Here is a 19,507-nt window from a genome sequence, read left to right on the forward strand (position 1 = left end):
AAATTTTATATGGCACTTTCCTTTTTTCTGTTTTAAACGCATATTTATATACTTTTATTTTTTATTACTTTTTTATATAATAAAAAAGTAATTTTTGTTAGGAGTTGATTTTATGTTATCAGTTGGTATAATGGGTGGTACCTTTAACCCAATACATAATGGCCATTTAATAATTGCAAACGAAGTCCTAAATCAAATGAATTTAGATAAGATATTTTTCATACCAGTAGGAAGACCTCCGCATAAAAATATAAGTGATATTGCAAGTGCTCAAGATAGATTTAATATGGTAAAGCTTGCAATTAATGATAATAAAAAATTTGAAGCACTTGATATTGAAGTAAAAAGAACTGGTTTTACTTATACAATTGATACACTAAAAACATTGAATAAACTCTATGGTAATTACAAATTCTTCTTTATAATAGGTTATGATACATTAAAGGAGCTACATACTTGGAAGCAAATTGATGAAATTCACAATTATTGCAGCTTTGTTGTTGTAAATAGAAATTCAGAAAAAGACGATATATTAGATTTAATTACAAATTATCGTAAAAAGTATAATTTAGATATTCGTTTTATAAGTATACCTAATATTGATATATCATCATCTGTGATAAGAAATAAATTAAAAAATCAAAAATCTATACAGTATTATGTACCAAGTGAGGTTGAAAAATATATATATGCGAACAATCTCTACTCAAATAAAATAAATAAAGAAGAAATCATAAATTTTGTTAAGCAAAGTTTAGATGAAAAAAGATACAGACATTCAATTAATGTATCAAAGATGGCAGTTAAATTAGCACAAAAATACAACATAGATAAAGAAAAGGCTGAAATAGCATCTATTTTGCACGATAATGCAAAAAATTTAAGTTTAGATGTAATTATGGGATACATAAAAGATTATGGGATAATGCTAAATGAAATAGATAAAAAGTCACCACAAATTTTACATTCCTATGTAGGGGCATATATAGCAAAGGATAGGTTTAATGTTGATAGTGATATATTTAATGCGATATATTATCATACTGTTGGAAGAAAAGATATGTCTATCCTTGAGAAAATAATTTATATTGCAGACATAATAGAAGAGGATAGGAATTTTGATGGTGTAGATGAAATTAGAAAGCTATCATTTGAAAATTTAGATTTAGCAATTATAAAATCCTGTGATTCAACGATTAAGTATTTGTTAGAAAGAGGATTACTTATCCATCCTAATACTGTAGAGCTAAGAAATAGTTTATTGGATATGGGGGAGTAATATGAAAAGACTAATTAAAATAATTACAATCCTTTTATTTATAGTTTTAATACCAATATTTATATTAAGTATTAATAAACCAAAAGCAGCAAATTTATTGTTAGTTGGGGTTGATGCAGGTGACTATGAACACAAAGATGCTCCTAAACGTTCTGATACAATAATGTTAATTCATCTTGAACCAAAGGACAAAAAAATATTTATATATTCAATACCAAGAGATACAAGAGTAAAGGTTAATGGAGAATTTAGAAAAATAAATTCTGTACACGCTATTGGAGGAATAGATTTATTAAAATATAAGTTAGAAGATATGTTAAAAATAAACATAAATAATTATGTTAAAGTTGATTATAAAGCTTTTAGGGAATTGATTGATGCAATTGGAGGAGTTGATGTAATTATACCCTTTGATATGAATTATGATGCAAGAGATATTAAAATACATTTTAAAAAGGGTGAAAAGGTGCATTTAGATGGGCAAAAGGCAGAACAATTTGTAAGATGGAGAAAAAATAATGATGGAAGTGGATATGCTTTAGGAGATATAGGTAGAATATCAACACAACAGGAGTTTTTGATAAAAGTAGCTGAAAAACTAAAGTCACCACTTACACTTGTAAAGTTTCCAAAGATTTTAGGTGTTGTATCAAAAAATGTACAGACTGACCTAAATGGAATTGATATGATAAAATATGCTATATCCTTCATAGGCATATCAAAAGATGAGATTAAAACAAAAGTAATGTCTGGAGAACCAAAGTATATAAATTCAGTTTCATATTATATACCAAGCTATAAAAATGATTATGAGTTTCTAAGATATTATAGATCTAGAATAACAGGCAATAAGGTTGATTGTAGTATACAAATATTAAATTCAACAAATAAAAGTGGACTTGCTGCAAGATATAAAGAATTGCTAAAGGAAAATAAATATGAAGTAAGTAAAATAGGAAATTATAACAAAAAATTAGATCAAACACTTATATATTGTAATGATGAAGAAGTTGGCCAAGAAATTAAAGAGATTATAGGATGTGGCATAATAAAAAAATATGATAATCAGGAAGAAGATGTTGTTGTCATATTAGGGTTAGATAGTGTAAAATAATTATGTCTTTTTTTATTAAACCACCATATAAATATAATAAGAAATATTTAATTAAAGTTAGGAGGAATGTTTCTTGATGGGAACATCTGGCATGGCATATTTTATTGGTAAAACAGCATCTGAAAAAAAGGCCAGGGATATAAAAATTTTAGACGTTAAAGGTTTATCTGAGATAGCGGATTATTTTGTTATTTGTAGTGGGACATCGACTATACAGGTTAAAGCTATAGCTGATGAGATAGAAGAAAAGATGGCAGAAAAGGGATATGAAATAAATCATAAAGAAGGATATAATTCTGGAAAGTGGATATTGTTGGATTATGGTGAAGTAATTGCACACATATTTTATGAAGAAGATAGAGAATTTTATGATTTAGAAAGATTATGGATAGATGCAGAGGCAATTAGTATATAATCTTTGACAATTAAAGATTAATATAGTATAATATACAAAAAATAAATATTGTTGCCTTCTGAGGAGTAGTAGGAATTTACGGCATTCAGAGAGCTGGTGGACGGTGCAAACCAGTTGTACGAAATTCTGAACTCGCCTCGATGAAAAGAGGGCAGGGAGACCTATATCTGATTAAGTGGACCAATTTATGGTCAAGTAGGGTGGTACCGCGAGAAGTTGCCTCGTCCCTATATTTAGGGGTGAGGCTTTTTATATTGCAAAAGAATTTTTATGGAGGTGGAGTTATGGCATTTTATGATTTTGAAGGTATAGAAAAAAAGTGGCAAGAAAAATGGGAAAAAGAAAATAATTTCCACGGTGAAGATTTTTCAGAAAAACCAAAGTATTATATGCTTGTTATGTTTCCTTATCCTTCTGGAAAGCTTCATATGGGACATGTTAGAAATTATTCAATAGGTGATGTTATAGCAAGATTTAAAAGGATGCAAGGGTATAATGTACTACATCCAATAGGTTTTGATGCATTTGGATTACCTGCTGAAAATGCAGCAATAAAACATGGCATACCTCCAAAGGATTGGACAATAAGCAATATGGCTGAAATGGAGGATCAATTAAAAAGATTAGGATTTAGTTATGACTGGCAAAGAGAAGTAAAAACTTGTATGCCAGAGTATTATAAATGGACACAATGGATGTTCTTACAAATGTATAAAAATGGTTTAGCCTATAAGAAAAAATCATTTGTAAATTGGTGTCCATCTTGTGAAACTGTTTTAGCAAATGAGCAGGTTGTAAATGGTGAATGTGAAAGATGTGGAACACCTGTAGGCAAGAAGAATTTAGAACAATGGTATTTTAAAATAACAGATTATGCTGAAAGACTTTTAAATGATATTGATAGACTAAAGGGTTGGCCTGATAAAGTTAAAATAATGCAAGAGAATTGGATAGGAAAAAGTACAGGTGCACTTATAGATTTTAAAATAGAAGGCAGAGAAGATAAGATTACTGTATTTACTACAAGACCAGATACAGTTTTTGGTGTAACATATATAGTTCTTGCTCCTGAACATCCTTTGGTGCAAGAAATTTCAAAGGGAACTGAGTATGAAAAACAAGTAACTGAATTTGTAAATAAAATGCAATTTGTAAATGAAGTTACAAGAACATCCTCTGATTTAGAAAAAGAGGGTGTATTTACTGGAGCCTATGCTATAAACCCTGCAAATGGTGAGAGAATTCCAATTCTAACAGCAAACTATGTACTTTTAGATTATGGCACAGGTGCTGTTATGGCTGTACCTGCACACGATGAAAGAGATTTTGATTTTGCTAAGAAATATAATTTGCCAATTAAAGTTGTAATAAATCCTGAGGGAGAAAATTTAAATCCTAATACTATGACTAATGCATATACTGAAGATGGAATAATGTGTAATTCAAAGCGATTTGATGGAATGAAGAATAGAGAGGCTTATAATAAAATAATAGATTATTTAAAGGAAAAAGGAGCTGGAGATTATAAAGTAAATTATAGATTAAGAGATTGGTTAATATCAAGACAAAGATATTGGGGTGCACCAATTCCAATAGTATATTGTGATCATTGTGGGGAAGTGCCAGTACCTGAAGAACAGCTTCCTGTATTGCTTCCAGAGGATGTTGTATTTACTGGAAAAGGGGAGTCTCCACTTACAACATCTGAATCATTTATGAATACAACTTGCCCAAAATGTGGTGGTAGAGCAACAAGAGAAAAGGATACGATGGATACATTTGTTTGCTCATCTTGGTACTTCTTAAGATATACAGATGCTACAAATCAAAATAAAGCATTTGATTTTGAAAAAGCAAAGTATTGGATGGATGTTGACCAATATGTTGGTGGAGTTGAGCATGCAATTTTACACCTACTATATTCAAGATTTTTTACGAAAGCTCTATATGATTTCAAAATATCACCAGTAGATGAGCCATTCAAAAATCTTTTAACTCAAGGAATGGTACTAAAAGATGGTGCAAAAATGTCAAAATCTAAGGGTAATATTGTGAGCCCTGAGGAGATAATAAAAGAATATGGAGCAGATACTGCAAGATTGTTTATTATGTTTGCTGCACCTCCAGAGAGAGACTTAGAGTGGAGTGATCAAGGTGTTGAAGGTTGTTTTAGATTCTTAAATAGAGTTTGGAGATTGGTTGATGAACTAAAGGATAGATGTAAAACAACTTCGACAATAGACCTTCAACAATTATCAAAAGATGATAAGGAAATGAGAAGAATATTACACTCAGTAGTAAAGAAGGTAACTGAGGATATTACTGAAAGATTTAATTTTAATACTGCTATAAGTGCTACTATGGAACTTGTAAATGCACTATATCAATATAAAGAAAAAGAAGATGCAAAGGATGAAATATTAAAAGAGGCAGCAGAAAAGCTAATATTAATTTTAGCTCCATTTGTACCACATATTACTGAAGAACTTTGGGAAATGATAGGAAAAACAGGAAGTGTACACCAACAAATGTGGCCAACTTATGATGTTGAGGCATTAAAGCAAGATGAAATAGAGATAGTTGTTCAAATTAATGGAAAGTTGAGAGGAAAGATTTTAGTTTCACCAAATGCATCACAGGAAGAGATACTATTAACAGCAAAGAATGATGAAAAGATTAAGCAAAGCTTAGAAGGAAAACAAATTGTAAAAGAAATAGTTGTACCAGGAAAAATTGTAAATATAGTTGTAAAGTAAGCATAAAAAGAGCCATAGGTTAAATTCCTATGGCTTTTTTTAAAATATATCCTGTTATAATTCGAAATAATGAAGTATATATTTGATATAAAAAGAATAATGAATTAAAATTTGCAAATTTTTGATAGACAGTTTATAATAAATATATAATATACAATTGGAGGTTGGTAAAATGGAAAAAGTGGTTATAAGCACTAATAATGCTCCAGCAGCAATTGGTCCATATTCACAAGCAATAAAATATGGTAATTTAGTATTTACTTCAGGACAAATACCAATAAATCCTCAAACAGGTGAGCTTGTATCAAATGATGTAAAACTTGCAGCGAGACAGTCATTAGAAAACGTAAAGGCTATATTAGAAGCAGCAGGGACTTCAATGGATAAAGTTATAAAAACAGTTATATTTCTTAAGGATATTAATGATTTTGCTGCAGTAAATGAAGTATATGGTGAATACTTTAAAGAAAAAATGCCTGCAAGATCAACAGTTCAAGTAGGTAAGCTACCAAAGGATGCATTAGTTGAAATTGAAGCAATTGCTTACATAGAATAAAAGGGCCTTTTTATATTAGGCCCTTTTTCCTTTTATATTTTCTATAAAATCCTCTTAAAAGGAATACAGCTACAAGAGGATATATATACATTTTATAGTTTATTTTGTTTAAACTCATATTATTGAAAACTAAATAATCCTGTAGAGAGATTAAATCAATTGAGTCTATTACCTTGCCATCAATAAGCAATTCAATTTTTCCTACTACTTCATTTTTATGTATACTTTTTATGTTTTGTTTTAGAATTACGTTTTGTGCTGGAATTTTATTATCATTTATATTTTTCATAAAATAAAAATCTCTATTTGCTGCAACAGGTATCAATGTTTTGCCTTCATTTAGTTTAAGGTATGTGTAGGGAACAGTACTGTCTATTAATTTCTCTTTTGAGTAATTATTAAAACCATATTCAAAAAGCTTAATTACATCATTATATACAGGAGACGGTGATTTCATTACTACTACTATTAAATTGATTCCATCCTTTGTTGCAGAACCCACGAATGTATTTTTAGCTTTAATTGTGTAGCCTGTCTTTATTCCTGTTGCATATTGATAATAATATTTACCTCCATTCCACAGAAGCTTGTTATGATTATTAATATATCTTGTTTCTGGTTGCTTGTTTGTTGGTGGTATAATGTATTGTCGAGTTGATACGATAGTTTTAAATACTTCATTTTTCATTGCATATTTTGCAATAAGTGCCATATCGTATGCAGTTGTATAATGATTTTCATCATAAAGACCGTGTGGGTTTGAAAAATATGTATTTTTACATCCTATTTTATAAGCATATTCATTCATAAGTTTAGTAAATTCCTCAACGCTTCCTGATATATGTTCAGCTAAGGCTTCAGCGACATCATTAGCTGAGGCAAGCATTAAAGCGTATAGTAGTTGTTCAACAGTAAACTCTTCTCCTTCGTGTATATAAATTTTACTTCCTCCAACAAAGGGAGGATTTTTACCTACTATTACTTTGTCTTGTAGATTACACTTTTCAATCACAATTATAGAGGTTAATATTTTTGTTATACTGGCTGGTGCTAAAATTTGTTGGGAATTTTTTTCGTAAAGTATTTGTCCAGTATCTGCATCAATTAAAATAGCAGCTTCAGAGGCTAAATCAATATTTTCTAATGCAAAGGCTGATATATTAAATGCATTTAAACAAAAAAACATTGTTATAAAAAAGAATAATATTCTTTTCACTTTGTGTCTCTCTCCTTTCAGTAAGTTAAATTATATCAAAAAAAAATTTTATTAACAATAAAGTTTAAATAAAATATAGCTGGTTAGAATTTTAATTGAGTTTATTATACGAGGTGATACTATGAATCTAACAAAAAATCAAAAGGTAGGTTTATATGTATTTGCAATTATAGTCCTTTTTATAGGTTCTATTAAGTTTTATTCATTAAAGAAGGCTGAGGATGATATAGTTGTAATAAAAAATGAGGCAACAAACAAAAAAGAGATTCAAGTTTATATTTGTGGTGAAGTAAAAAAGCCCGGTGTTTATAAAATTAATGATGATAAACGTATAATAGATTTAGTTTATTTAGCTGGTGGTTTTACAGATAATGCGAATTTAGAGGCAGTAAATTTAGCTACTAAATTAAAGGATGAAGATTATATTAAGATTCCCACAAAGAATAAAAATGAAAAGGATAAAGGCATAATAGATTCAAGGGATGATGCAGATAAGATTAATATAAATACTGCCTCTATAGAAGAGTTGAAAAAATTACCAAGAATAGGAGACGCTCTTGCTAAAAGAATAATAGAATATAGAAATAAAAATGGTCCCTTTAAAAGAATTGAAGATTTAAAAAATGTAAGTGGTATAGGTGATAAAATGTTTGAAAACATAAAGGATTTGATTAGTATTTATTGATATAATGATACTAATGTAATAAAATAAATTTGAAGGGAGGGACAATAATGATAGACATAAAACTTACACAAATGGTTAAAGCAGCTGGCTGAGCTGCAAAGATTGGTCCTGAGACCTTGGCACAGGTTCTGTGTCATTTACCAAAAGTATATGATAAAAACCTTATTGTTGGAATAGAAACCTCTGATGATGCAGCTGTATATAAAATAAATGAAGAAATGGCAATCATACATACAGTGGATTTTTTTACTCCTGTGGTGGATGATCCATATCTTTTTGGTCAAATAGCTGCTGCAAATTCACTAAGTGACATATATGCTATGGGTGGAGATGTTTTATTGGCATTAAATATAGCCTGCTTCCCTGCCTGCAAAGACATTAATATTTTAGGTGATATATTAAAGGGTGGTGCTGATAAAGTAATAGAGGCCAATGCTATTATTGCAGGTGGTCATACTATAGATGATGATGAGCCTAAATATGGACTGTCTGTCATTGGAGTTGTAAAGCCAAATAATATATGGGTTAATTCAAATTCAAAACCGGGAGATCTGCTTATTTTAACAAAGCCAATAGGAACAGGTATAATAAATACAGCAATAAAAGGAGAACTAGCTGAAGAGAAACAGATAGAAGAAGCGGTAAAAACAATGTCGACTTTAAATATGTATGCAGCTAAAATTGCAAAAAACTATAAAATAAATTCTTGTACAGATATTACTGGATTTGGACTTGCAGGACATCTTTATGAAATGGCAAAGGGCAGTAATGTAACAATTCATATTGAGTGGGATTCTATTAAATTATTAACTGGAGTAGAAGAATTTGCAAAGATGGGTATTATACCAGCAGGTTGCTATAGAAATAAGGAATATTTGAAGGACAAATATATTAATCTAAAAAATAGTGAATTTATTGAGGATATAGTATTTGATCCACAAACATCCGGTGGTCTTGTATTTTCATTAGCTGGTGATGAAGCTATAAATTTGTTAAGGGATTTAGAACAAAATAATGTACAAGCATTTATAGTAGGTTATGTTACAGAATTTGATGGAAAATACATATATATTGAATAGGAGGTCAAAATGAATAAACTATTATCATCACTTCCTAAAGTTGATGTATTATTAAATGAAAAAAGAATTAAGGTATTTTTAGACAAATTTCCAAGAAATTATGTCCTTGATGTTATAAGAACTGTAGTAGATAGTTATCGAAAAAGAATTTTATCTGGCAATATACAAGAGATTGATATTGAAGAAATAATAAGAGATATTTGTAACCAATTAGAGATAAATTATAGACCAAGCTTAAGAAGAGTAATAAATGCAACAGGAACAGTAATTCATACTAACTTAGGAAGAGCACCAATTTCTAAATATGCATTAGAGCAAGTTATGGAAATAGGAGAAAGATATAACAATTTAGAATATAATTTAGATGAGGGTAAAAGAGGCTCAAGATACAGTCACGTAGAACATATTATATGTAAATTAACAGGAGCAGAGGCTGCAATGGTTGTTAATAATAATGCAGCTGCAGTGCTTTTAGTATTATCAACAATTGCAAAAAATAAGGAAGTTATAGTATCAAGAGGACAATTAGTAGAAATTGGGGGTTCATTTAGAATTCCTTTAGTTATGGAACAAAGCGGTGCCATACTTAAAGAAATAGGAACAACAAATAGAACACATTTATATGATTATGAGTGTGCAATAAATGAAAATACGGCAGCTCTGCTAAAAGTGCATCAAAGTAATTATAGAATTCTTGGCTTTACTGAAGAAGTCAGTTTAGATGAACTTGTTGTATTAAAGGAAAAATATAAATTACCTCTTATCGAGGATATTGGAAGTGGTGTATTAATTGATCTATCAAAATATGGGTTGAACTATGAGCCAACTGTACAAAACAGTATAAAAAAAGGTGTTGATGTTGTTACGTTTAGTGGAGATAAATTGTTGGGTGGACCTCAAGCTGGAATAATTGTAGGTAAAAAGGAATTAATCCAAAGAATGAAAAAAAATCAGCTAACAAGAGCATTAAGAATAGATAAATTTACACTAGCTGCACTTGAAGCTACATTAAATTTATATTTAGATGAAGAACGAGCTGTAAAGGATATTCCTATATTAAATATGTTAACACTTGATTATGAAGAACTTAGAAGGAGGGCTAATAAATTATTAAGAATATTGAAAAGAGCAATTAAAGAGGATAGGGCAAAAATTACTGTAAGAGAAGATTATTCAACTGTTGGTGGTGGTGCAATGCCTCTTGAAATAATTCCAACATTTGCTGTTTTTATAGAACCTAAAAATAAAAAAGTTGAAAAGATAGAAGAAGAACTTAGAAAATGTCAAATACCTGTAGTTGTAAGAGTTGGTAGAAATAGTATTATATTAGATGTTAGAACTTTGTTTGAGGATGATTATACGATAATAAAAAATAATTTAGATGGCATCTTATAGGAGGCAATATTAATGCAAAATGTAATTATAGGAACAGCAGGACATATAGATCATGGAAAAACTACATTAATTAAAGCTTTGACAGGCAGAGATACGGATACATTAAGAGAAGAAAAAGAAAGAGGAATTACAATAAATTTGGGTTTTACTTATTTTGATCTACCAAGTAAAAGAAGAGCAGGTATAGTTGATGTTCCTGGACACGAAAAATTTATAAAAAATATGTTGGCAGGTGTAAGTGGAATAGATATTTTTCTTCTTGTTATTGCTGCAGATGAGGGGATAATGCCTCAAACAAGGGAACATCTAAATATTTTAAAGTTACTTGACATAAAAAAAGGAATTGTAGTGTTAACCAAAATAGATTTAGTTGATAAAGAGTGGCTTCAATTTGTTTCAGATGATGTAAAGGAATTTTTAAAGGATACTCCATTTAAAGGTGCACCAATAATACCAGTATCTTCTATTACAAAGGAAGGTATTGATATGCTTGTAAATACTATTGATAATCTGACTAAAGAAATTAATGAAAGGGATATATTAACAGATTTTAGATTGCCTGTAGATAGAAGCTTTACTGTACCGGGATTTGGTACTGTTGTGACAGGAACATTAATATCAGGAAGTATAACTGTTGGTGAAGAATGTGAAATATACACAAAAGGGCTAAGGGGTAAAGTTAGAAATTTACAGGTTCACGAAAAAGATGTAAAAACGGCATTTGCAGGTCAAAGAGTAGCAATAAATATATCAGGTGTAAAAAAAGATGATGTTGAAAGAGGAGATGTTGTTGCAAAAATAGGGAGTTTAGAAAGTTCTATGATGATTGATTGTAGGTTAAATTATTTAGAGGATGCACCTAAAAAACTAAAAAATAGAGATAGAATTAAGCTATATCACGGAACAAAAGAGATTATAGGAAGAGTCATATTGTTAGAAAAAGATGAATTAGCACCTGGGGATACGGCATTAGTTCAATTTAGGTTAGAAGAACCAATTGCGTCAAGAAGAGGAGATAAATTTATAATAAGAACATATTCACCTATGATTACAATAGGGGGAGGAACAATATTAGAACCTAATGCTAAAAAGCATAAGATAGGCGATTCAAGGGTGATTGAGGAGTTATTAATAAAAGAAAAAGGTACAGCTTATGAATTGGTTGAAAAGATAATTGAAAAGCATAGTCAAAGTTTCCCCAATATAGATGAAATAAGAAAATTAGCTGGTAGAGGAATAGAAAATTTGGAACAAATTATCGAAGGTTTATGTATCGATAAAAGAGTGCATTTAATTGATATTGGAACTGAAAAAATTTATGTTCACTTTTCCTATATAAAAAGTCTTAAAGAAGACGCAAAGCAAATTTTAAATGAATATCACATTAAAAATCCATTAAATTATGGTATGAATAAAGAGGAATTTAAAAATAAGCTTTTTGAACAAGAAAAAAGGACTAAGTTAATTGATATGTTATTTAATTTACTAAGAGAGGATACAATTGATTTAAATACAAAATATGTAAAGCTAAAGGGTTTTGAAATAAAACTTAATAAGAGACAGACAGAAATAAAAGAAAAAATATTAAATGAATTAAAAAATGCAAACTTAATGCCGCCTAAAATTGATACTATTTTAGATATTTTTGGAAGAGAAAAGGAGACGGCAAAAGCAATTTTAAATCTATTGATAGAAGATGAAGTTTTAGTGAAAATTGAAAATGAATACTATATTATGAAAGATAATATAGATTATGTAAAGCAATGGATTGCGGACTATATAGAAAAAAAGGGTGAGATTTCAACTTCAACATTTAGAGATGAATTAAAATTGAATAGAAAATATGCTGTAATGATATTAGAATACTTAGATTCAATAAAGTTTACAAAAAGGATTGAAGATAAAAGAGTGCTCTATAGATAAAATTAATAATTTTTGTTTGTTTATTTTATTTACAAATAGAAATATTTAATGTATAATAAAATGGCACGGGGGTAGATAGGTGCTGGTGTGCCTACCGGTCTTCAAAACCGAGTTGACGGGCTAATAACCCGTTGGGTGGGTTCGATTCCCACATACTCCCGCCAGATAAGAATTCTAAACGCCTAAAGGGCGTTTTTTTATTTTTTAATGTTTGACAATCAAAATAATTTTTATTATAATAAATGTAAACCAATAAACAATAACAAGTTTACAAAGGAGGTAATTATGAAAACAAGGGATTTAGTAATAATTAGTTTATTTTCAATATTAACAGCTATAGGTGCATACATAAACATTCCCATATTTTATGTGCCTTTTACCTTACAAATAATTTTCGTTATTATGTCTGGAATAGTTTTAGGAGCAAAAAGGGCAGCACTTTCTCAGATACTATATTTACTTATGGGACTAATAGGTATTCCAGTCTTTGCAGGTGGAACTGCAGGGATACAAGTAATATTAAAACCAAGTTTTGGATATATAGTAGGTTTTATATTAGGTGCGTATACAACAGGTAGAATAATTGAAAAAGTTAAAAGGCAAAATATAGTTGCCTATATAATAGCAGGTTTGTTAGGACTTGCTGTTGTCTATCTATTAGGGGTAACATATTTATATTTAATTTTAAATATATATTTTAAAAAAGGTGTAACTATGTTTTGGGCAATTAAGAATGGTATTTTGATATTTTTACCCTTTGATGTTATAAAATGTTTTATTGCTGCATTTGTTGGTTTGAAAATAAATAAGATTAGAAATTAAAATAAAAGAATGCCGAAAGTATTTATCGGCATTCTTTTATTTTCCATTATACATATTGTGTAGACTTACTTCTCCTGAAAGCAATTTTTCAATTTTTCCATCATTGTCTATAACTAATTGTCCGTCATCATCAATATCTACTACTTTTGCTATATATTTTTCGTTAGGTTTAATTATTTCAACATATTTATTTATTAAAGCAGAATTTTTACGTACTATTTCTAAATAAGGTCTTATATCTTTTGTAGATAAATAGTCTATATAAAAATCCTCAAAGTTGTTTAATATTTCAGCAGTTAATTTTTTTCTATCAATAAATTTACCTGTTTCTATTCTTAATGAGGTTGCAATTTTCGTTAATTCTTCATTAAAATCTTCTACTTCTGTATTTACATTTATTCCAATTCCAATTACTAAGGAATTAATGTGATTTAATTCTGCATTCATTTCTGTTAAAATTCCACATATCTTTTTTCCATTAATTAAAATGTCATTTGGCCATTTGATTTTTATATCAACATTGAATTTGCAAAGTGTATTATATATTGATGAGGCAGTAATAATTGTTAATTTATGTGCTTCTGAAGGAGGTAAATTAGGATGGAGAATTATTGACATCCAAATACCTTTTCTTTTAGGTGATACCCAGGTTCTACCTAATCTACCTCTACCCTTTGTTTGTTCTTCTGCTATTATAACTAACCCATCTTTACAGTTTTGTGAAATAGACTTTGCAAAAGTGTTAGTTGAATCAATGCTTTCATAATACAAAATATCGTGACCTATAAATTTTGTTTTTAAAAATGGTGATATTTCATCAAAGGATAAAATATCTGGGGAACTAATAAGTTTATAGCCGTTTTTAGTTAATGAATCTATTTGATAACCTTCCTTCTTTAGCTGATTTATATGTTTCCATATGGCAGCACGTGAAATGCCTAATAATTTACTTATTTCTTCCCCTGAAACATATGTATCAGATGACCTTAAAATATTTAGAATTTTAGATTTCATTAAATCACCCCATTGATGGTATTTCTATTTTATTATATATTAGAAAATGCAGAAGTATCAATAATTAAAAAAATATTGCAATTAAAGGAATATATTGTTAAAATAATTAGAGAGGTGGCAAATGAAAAGGACATCAATTTTTATTATAACATTTATTATTCTGATATCTAATATTTTAAAAGCTAATGCAGGTGAATTAAAATACGAATTAAACTGCAAATCAGCTGTTTTGATTGATGCAGAATCTGGAAGGGTATTGTTTGATAAAAACAAGGATGAAAAAAGAGCAATAGCATCATTAACAAAATTAATGACCTATTATACATTTATTGAGGGTGTAGGTAACGAATATAAAAATAATTTTATTATATACAACATAGATAATAAGAAATTTAACTATGATGAACCAATATTAAATGTTAATTATGGAGAAAAAGTAAAAATAGATGATTTAATAACAGCTATGTTAGTTTTTTCTGCTAATAATGCACCAGAAGTACTTGAACAGGAATTTTGCAGAACTAAAAAAGAAGATTTTATATATAGAATGAATGAAAATGCTAAATTATTAGGTTTAAATAATACGCATTATATAAATTCATCTGGATTAACTAAAAACAATAAATATAATGTATCTACTGCCTATGAACAGGCATTGCTCTCTTACAATATTCTTAAACAATATTATGATATATTAAAATATACTTCTCTAAAAAGCTTTAAGTATAAAAATAAGATTTATTTTTCAACAAATAAACTATTAGGAAATTTTAAAGGGGTAGATGGTTTAAAGACAGGTTATACTGAGGAGGCAGGTTATTGCTTAGTTACAACTATAGATGTTACTAATTCCAATGGAAATGGGAAACCACTTAGATTTATAAGTGTTGTATTGGGTTGTGACACAAAAAACGACAGGTTTGAAGATACAAAGAAAATATTGAATTATGCCATTAATAATTATGAAAATTTTGTAGTAACTAACAAGGATGTTTTTGAAATAGAAAATAAAGACTTTATTGGAGAAAAAATAAAATATTCACCAAGGACTGATGTTGTAGTTTTAAAGAAAAAAAATGAAACCGTAGTAATAAATTGTCAATTGAATAAAAATCTGAAGAATAATATAAAAAAAGGAGATAACGTAGGTAAAATTACTATAAAAACAAGTGTAGGTCAGGTTGAAGTAGATGTGGTTGCAACTTCAGATTTTAATAGAAAGAGCATTTTTTATAAAATAAAAGAATATATTTTTTATCTTTTAAAAGAGTTGGGGTGGTTTGGATGGATAAAGTTAAAGACGATTTGATTTTACTTTGTGAACGGTTCATTGAACTTGCAGATAATCTGCTTTTGGAAAACAAAATTACTAAAGAAGAATATGAGGAATTAACAAAAAATAAAAAAGAATTTCTCTTGAATATAAAGGGTTTAATGGAGATGGAGTGATGTATAAATTAGGAAATGTAAAATTTATAATTTTGGCAGCATTCTTAAGCATAATTACAATAATTGTTGTTAAATTTCATCTATACAATTTAAATGATGTAAAACAAATTGTTACATCTTATAATAATTTAGCTCCCTTTATATTTTTCTTGTTATGCATATTAAGGCCCATACTCCTTTTACCAATAGGGTTATTTTCTGTTTTAGGAGGAATATTGTTTGGTTCTATAAAGGGAACAATATTAACTGTTCTTGGCAGTACGGTTGGTTCAATAATTGCGTATTATATATCTTGGTTTTTAGGTGCTGATTTTTTTCAGAGGTATTTTGGAGACAAAATTGAAAAGTATTCCTTTGACGAAAAAAATGCTTTTAAGATTACATTTTTAATGAGGGTTATTCCAATTTTACCCTGTGATGTTGTTAGTTATATATGTGGTCTTTCAAAAATAAATATAATTAAGTATACATTAGCCTCTTTTTTAGGTATAATTCCTGGAACATTTGTCTACAGCAATTTTGGTAGTTCTTTAAATAATGTTTATTCCAAACAATTTGTATTTTCAGTAGTTATGATTATTCTTTTATCATTAATTCCTGTTTTATTAAAAGTAAGGCATAAGGGCAATAAAAGCGATGAATCAATTGTAAAAAATTTAATATCAGATATTGACAATAACAAATAAAGAGTATAAAATTTCTTATAAAGGGGAGTAACTCGACTCGTAAGGGTATAACCAATCGTCATCGCGGCAAATGCCCGGTTGGTTAACAAGCAGAGCTTGTGAGTAAGACCTTTATCCATTTTTTATGGATAAAGGTCTTTTTGTTTTGTAATAATAATGATAAAGGAGGTCATAGACAATGAAGGCGTTTTACAACTTAACAAGAGAACAAATTTTTGATGAATTGAAAACTACAGAAAAAGGCATAACAGAACAGGAGGCGAAAAATAGGTTAGAACAATATGGTTATAATGAATTTAGAGAAAAAAAGGGTAAAACAACTCTTCAAAAGTTTTTAGATCAATTTAAAGACTTTTTAGTAATTATATTAATAGTAGCAGCAATTATATCAGGATTGGTAGGTGAGGTTGCAGATACAGTAATTATTTTGTTAGTAGTCATATTGAATGCTATATTGGGTGTCATACAAGAAAATAAAGCAGAGGAGTCGTTAAATGCATTAAAAAAGATGGCTGCTCCGCTTGCACACGTTATTAGAGATGGAAAATCAAAAGAAATACCTGCAAGAGAACTTGTTATAGGTGATATAGTTGTTCTTGAGGCTGGTAAGTATGTACCTGCAGACTTAAGATTAATTGAAACATCAAACTTAAAAATTGAAGAGGCTGCTTTAACAGGTGAGTCTGTACCAGTTGATAAGAATAGTGATTTATTAGAAGAAAATAACATACCTATTGGTGATAGAAAAAATATGGCTTTTATGTCATCTATGGTAACTTATGGTAGAGGTATAGGTGTAGTTGTACAGACAGGAATGAATACAGAGATAGGTAAAATAGCAGATATGATATCTAAGGTAGAAGAAGAAAAAACGCCTCTCCAGGAAAAGCTTGAAGAAGCAGGAAAATGGATGGGAATATCTGCACTTGTTATATGTGGATTAATGTTTGGTATTGGAGTTTTTGAAGGAAGAGAAGTATTAAATATGTTTATGACATCGGTTTCACTTGCAGTTGCAGCAATACCAGAGGGGCTTCCTGCAGTTGTTACTATTGTTTTAGCTGTTGGTGTACAGAAAATGATAAAGAAAAATGCAATTGTTAGAAAACTGCCTGCTGTAGAAACATTAGGATGTGCAACAGTCATATGTTCAGATAAGACAGGTACATTAACACAAAACAAAATGACTGTAAAAAAAATTTATACTTCAAATGGATTTGCAGATGACATTGTAGATGCTAAAAAGCTATTTCATATTGCAAATCTATGTAATGACACAAAGGTTGTAGAAGAAAAAGGTAAAATAAAGCTTTTAGGTGATCCAACTGAAACAGCCTTAATAGATTATTCTTTAAATGTATCAATCGATAAACGAGAATTAGATAAAATATTTGAAAGAATTGATGAAATACCCTTCGATTCAGATAGAAAACTTATGACTACATTTAATAAAGCTGAGGATAAAATAGAAGTTAATGTTAAGGGTGCACCAGATGTATTGTTATCAAAATGTTCATATATATTAGAAGGCGATAAGATAAGGGAAATTAATGAAGATGATATTAAGAGAATAAAATTAGCAAATGAAGAAATGGCAAAAGAGGCCTTAAGGGTATTAGCATTTGCCTTTAAGACTGTTGATAAGATTAATAAGGATGATGCAGAAAAGAATCTTGTATTTGTAGGATTAGTTGGTATGATTGACCCACCAAGGGAAGAAGCAAAGGAGGCAGTTAAAAAGTGCAAAACAGCTGGTATTAAACCAGTAATGATAACTGGAGATCATAAAATAACAGCAGTTGCAATTGCAAAGGAATTAGGTATATTGAAAGAAGAAAATGAAGCAATAACAGGAGCAGAATTAGAAAATATATCACAGGAGGAACTAATTGAAAAAGTTAAGAATTATTCAGTATATGCAAGAGTTTCACCAGAACATAAGGTAAGAATAGTTGAAGCTTGGAAGGCAAATGGTCAGATTGTTGCTATGACAGGTGATGGAGTAAACGATGCACCAGCACTAAAGAAATCAAATATAGGTGTAGCGATGGGTATAACTGGAACTGATGTTTCTAAGGAGGCAGCTGATTTAATATTAACAGATGATAATTTTGCTACCATTGTTTCAGCAGTAGAAGAGGGTAGAACAATTTACTCAAATATAAGAAAATCTATAAGTTTTTTATTATCCTGTAATATTGGAGAAATTTTAACACTATTTATAGCAACATTATTTAATTGGGCTGAACCGCTACTCCCAATACACATACTTTGGGTAAACTTAGTAACTGATACCTTCCCAGCTTTAGCACTTGGAATGGAATTACCTGAAAATAATGTTATGCAGGAACCACCAAGAGATCCAAATGAGGGATTTTTCTCAAGGGGATTAGGTTTTAGAATAATACTACAAGGTATTTTTATAGGTGCAGCCACACTATTTGCCTTTAAATATGGCGAAAGGTATAGTGAAGAAGTTGCCAGAACTATGGCATTTTATACATTGAGTTTATCACAGTTAGTTCACGCGTTTAATGTAAGATATTATAATAGGTCGGTTATTTTTAATGGTATGTTTAGTAACAAATATTTAAATTATGGAGTGTTGGTTTCTTTATTAATTCAAATGGTAGTATTTATTACTCCATTAACAAGAAGAATATTTAAAATAGAACTTTTAAACATTGAACAAATTGTTGTAGTAGCTATATGTTCAATTTCTATTTTAATAGCAGTAGAAATAGCAAAGTTGTTTAGAAAAAAAGCCTAAGGATATAAAACTTAGGCTTTTTTAAATAGGCTCTTTGTCAATTGTTGGGGCGGGTATTCAATTAGAATGCCTGTCCTTTCTTGTTTGAGAGTGATTTTATAAAGATAGGTTGGATGGGGGAGAGTCCCCTGCAAAAAATTGCAGGACAAAAAGACCAACGGGAGTTGGTTTTCTAAAATTTGGTATTATAATTTACTTTAATTACAGCAATGAAGAATTCTATTTCTAAACCTATCAAAGTTTTTAAAGCCGAAGGCATTTCTTTTAATAACTTTAATTTTGTTATTAAAGCCTTCAGTACAAGCATTTGTATACGGTATATCAAAAGAATTCACTATTTCATTAAAA

17 protein-coding genes, 1 tRNA gene and 1 other annotated feature are annotated in these 19,507 nt (G+C 29.3%); of the genes, 15 read left to right on the forward strand and 3 right to left on the reverse strand.

The features are described from left to right. Window positions 1-112: 112 nt before the first annotated feature. The 5 genes from nadD (at window position 113) to BUB63_RS02040 (ending at window position 6,120) form a co-directional block, all read left to right on the forward strand. On the forward strand, window positions 113-1,279 hold the full coding sequence (gene nadD, locus BUB63_RS02020) for a nicotinate-nucleotide adenylyltransferase (RefSeq protein ID WP_073247763.1): 1,167 nt from the start codon (window positions 113-115) through the stop codon (window positions 1,277-1,279). A 1-nt stretch (window position 1,280) separates the two neighbouring features. Then, complete coding sequence (locus tag BUB63_RS02025; protein WP_051350633.1) at window positions 1,281-2,393, forward strand: LCP family protein; 1,113 nt, start codon at window positions 1,281-1,283, stop codon at window positions 2,391-2,393. A gap of 76 nt (window positions 2,394-2,469) precedes the next feature. Continuing rightward, complete coding sequence (gene rsfS, locus BUB63_RS02030; protein WP_051350642.1) at window positions 2,470-2,808, forward strand: ribosome silencing factor; 339 nt, start codon at window positions 2,470-2,472, stop codon at window positions 2,806-2,808. Between the two features lie 51 nt (window positions 2,809-2,859). Beyond that, window positions 2,860-3,040: a binding site (T-box leader), on the forward strand. Window positions 3,041-3,092: 52 nt separating this feature from the next. Beyond that, window positions 3,093-5,564 carry a leucine--tRNA ligase gene (leuS, locus tag BUB63_RS02035; RefSeq protein ID WP_073247764.1) on the forward strand — a complete coding sequence of 824 codons (2,472 nt, stop codon included), beginning with the start codon at window positions 3,093-3,095 and terminating at the stop codon, window positions 5,562-5,564. A 172-nt stretch (window positions 5,565-5,736) separates the two neighbouring features. Then, window positions 5,737-6,120 (forward strand): RidA family protein, encoded by a 384-nt coding sequence (locus tag BUB63_RS02040; RefSeq protein ID WP_027308548.1) that lies wholly within the window; start codon window positions 5,737-5,739, stop codon window positions 6,118-6,120. Window positions 6,121-6,130: 10 nt separating this feature from the next. Here BUB63_RS02040 and BUB63_RS02045 read toward each other — a convergent pair whose 3' ends face one another. Continuing rightward, a complete protein-coding gene (locus BUB63_RS02045) occupies window positions 6,131-7,336 on the reverse strand; it encodes a D-alanyl-D-alanine carboxypeptidase family protein (protein WP_084106420.1) in 1,206 nt (401 codons plus the stop codon). Window positions 7,337-7,457: 121 nt separating this feature from the next. On the opposite strand from BUB63_RS02045, the gene BUB63_RS02050 reads away from it, so the two are divergent. The 6 genes from BUB63_RS02050 (at window position 7,458) to BUB63_RS02075 (ending at window position 13,240) form a co-directional block, all read left to right on the forward strand. Next, complete coding sequence (locus BUB63_RS02050; protein ID WP_073247765.1) at window positions 7,458-8,021, forward strand: helix-hairpin-helix domain-containing protein; 564 nt, start codon at window positions 7,458-7,460, stop codon at window positions 8,019-8,021. A 47-nt stretch (window positions 8,022-8,068) separates the two neighbouring features. Continuing rightward, the gene (selD, locus tag BUB63_RS02055) at window positions 8,069-9,100 is read left to right on the forward strand and encodes a selenide, water dikinase SelD (protein ID WP_084106422.1); all 1,032 of its coding nucleotides are present in this window, start codon (window positions 8,069-8,071) and stop codon (window positions 9,098-9,100) included. 9 nt (window positions 9,101-9,109) lie between these two features. Continuing rightward, window positions 9,110-10,495: an L-seryl-tRNA(Sec) selenium transferase gene (gene selA, locus BUB63_RS02060; protein WP_073247767.1), complete on the forward strand. Its 1,386-nt coding sequence runs from the start codon at window positions 9,110-9,112 to the stop codon at window positions 10,493-10,495. Window positions 10,496-10,507: 12 nt separating this feature from the next. Further along, window positions 10,508-12,418 (forward strand): selenocysteine-specific translation elongation factor, encoded by a 1,911-nt coding sequence (gene selB / locus BUB63_RS02065; protein WP_027308553.1) that lies wholly within the window; start codon window positions 10,508-10,510, stop codon window positions 12,416-12,418. 67 nt (window positions 12,419-12,485) lie between these two features. Continuing rightward, window positions 12,486-12,582: transfer RNA gene (locus BUB63_RS02070), tRNA-Sec, on the forward strand. A gap of 121 nt (window positions 12,583-12,703) precedes the next feature. Then, entirely contained in the window at window positions 12,704-13,240 is a 537-nt protein-coding gene (locus tag BUB63_RS02075) for a biotin transporter BioY (RefSeq protein ID WP_027308554.1), read from the forward strand. A 36-nt stretch (window positions 13,241-13,276) separates the two neighbouring features. On the opposite strand, the gene BUB63_RS02080 is transcribed toward BUB63_RS02075, so the two are convergent. Further along, entirely contained in the window at window positions 13,277-14,254 is a 978-nt protein-coding gene (locus BUB63_RS02080; RefSeq protein WP_073247768.1) for a biotin--[acetyl-CoA-carboxylase] ligase, read from the reverse strand. A 121-nt stretch (window positions 14,255-14,375) separates the two neighbouring features. Between BUB63_RS02080 and BUB63_RS02085 the strand changes: the two genes are divergently transcribed. The 4 genes from BUB63_RS02085 (at window position 14,376) to BUB63_RS02095 (ending at window position 19,159) form a co-directional block, all read left to right on the forward strand. Next, a complete protein-coding gene (locus tag BUB63_RS02085; RefSeq protein WP_073247769.1) occupies window positions 14,376-15,563 on the forward strand; it encodes a D-alanyl-D-alanine carboxypeptidase family protein in 1,188 nt (395 codons plus the stop codon). After that, window positions 15,539-15,703, forward strand: coding sequence for a hypothetical protein (locus BUB63_RS13540; protein WP_159431442.1), 165 nt, complete (start codon window positions 15,539-15,541; stop codon window positions 15,701-15,703). Before BUB63_RS02085 ends, BUB63_RS13540 begins: the two co-directional genes overlap by 25 nt. Further along, window positions 15,703-16,389 (forward strand): TVP38/TMEM64 family protein, encoded by a 687-nt coding sequence (locus tag BUB63_RS02090; RefSeq protein WP_027308557.1) that lies wholly within the window; start codon window positions 15,703-15,705, stop codon window positions 16,387-16,389. The genes BUB63_RS13540 and BUB63_RS02090 overlap by 1 nt, the downstream gene beginning before the upstream one ends. Before the next feature lie 178 nt (window positions 16,390-16,567). Continuing rightward, window positions 16,568-19,159, forward strand: a complete 2,592-nt coding sequence (locus tag BUB63_RS02095; RefSeq protein ID WP_073247770.1) for a calcium-transporting P-type ATPase, PMR1-type — start codon at window positions 16,568-16,570, stop codon at window positions 19,157-19,159. 197 nt (window positions 19,160-19,356) lie between these two features. Here the strand turns inward: BUB63_RS02095 and BUB63_RS02100 are convergent. Beyond that, window positions 19,357-19,507, reverse strand: a 151-nt coding sequence (locus BUB63_RS02100; RefSeq protein WP_143290228.1) for a transposase, incomplete at its 5' end; no start/stop codon positions are given.

The organism is Caloramator proteoclasticus DSM 10124 (assembly GCF_900129265.1).
Lineage (GTDB): Bacteria > Bacillota > Clostridia > Clostridiales > Caloramatoraceae > Thermobrachium > Thermobrachium proteoclasticum.

Coding starts and splice junctions, on each gene's coding strand:
- leuS (WP_073247764.1), top strand. CDS start 3,093: ATGGCATTTTATGATTTTGAAGGTATAGAAAAAAAGTGGCAAGAAAAA.
- BUB63_RS02090 (WP_027308557.1), top strand. CDS start 15,703: ATGTATAAATTAGGAAATGTAAAATTTATAATTTTGGCAGCATTCTTA.
- rsfS (WP_051350642.1), top strand. CDS start 2,470: ATGGGAACATCTGGCATGGCATATTTTATTGGTAAAACAGCATCTGAA.
- BUB63_RS02080 (WP_073247768.1), bottom strand. CDS start 14,254: ATGAAATCTAAAATTCTAAATATTTTAAGGTCATCTGATACATATGTT.
- selA (WP_073247767.1), top strand. CDS start 9,110: ATGAATAAACTATTATCATCACTTCCTAAAGTTGATGTATTATTAAAT.
- BUB63_RS02085 (WP_073247769.1), top strand. CDS start 14,376: ATGAAAAGGACATCAATTTTTATTATAACATTTATTATTCTGATATCT.
- BUB63_RS02040 (WP_027308548.1), top strand. CDS start 5,737: ATGGAAAAAGTGGTTATAAGCACTAATAATGCTCCAGCAGCAATTGGT.
- BUB63_RS13540 (WP_159431442.1), top strand. CDS start 15,539: ATGGATAAAGTTAAAGACGATTTGATTTTACTTTGTGAACGGTTCATT.
- BUB63_RS02095 (WP_073247770.1), top strand. CDS start 16,568: ATGAAGGCGTTTTACAACTTAACAAGAGAACAAATTTTTGATGAATTG.
- BUB63_RS02075 (WP_027308554.1), top strand. CDS start 12,704: ATGAAAACAAGGGATTTAGTAATAATTAGTTTATTTTCAATATTAACA.
- selB (WP_027308553.1), top strand. CDS start 10,508: ATGCAAAATGTAATTATAGGAACAGCAGGACATATAGATCATGGAAAA.
- BUB63_RS02050 (WP_073247765.1), top strand. CDS start 7,458: ATGAATCTAACAAAAAATCAAAAGGTAGGTTTATATGTATTTGCAATT.
- nadD (WP_073247763.1), top strand. CDS start 113: ATGTTATCAGTTGGTATAATGGGTGGTACCTTTAACCCAATACATAAT.
- BUB63_RS02025 (WP_051350633.1), top strand. CDS start 1,281: ATGAAAAGACTAATTAAAATAATTACAATCCTTTTATTTATAGTTTTA.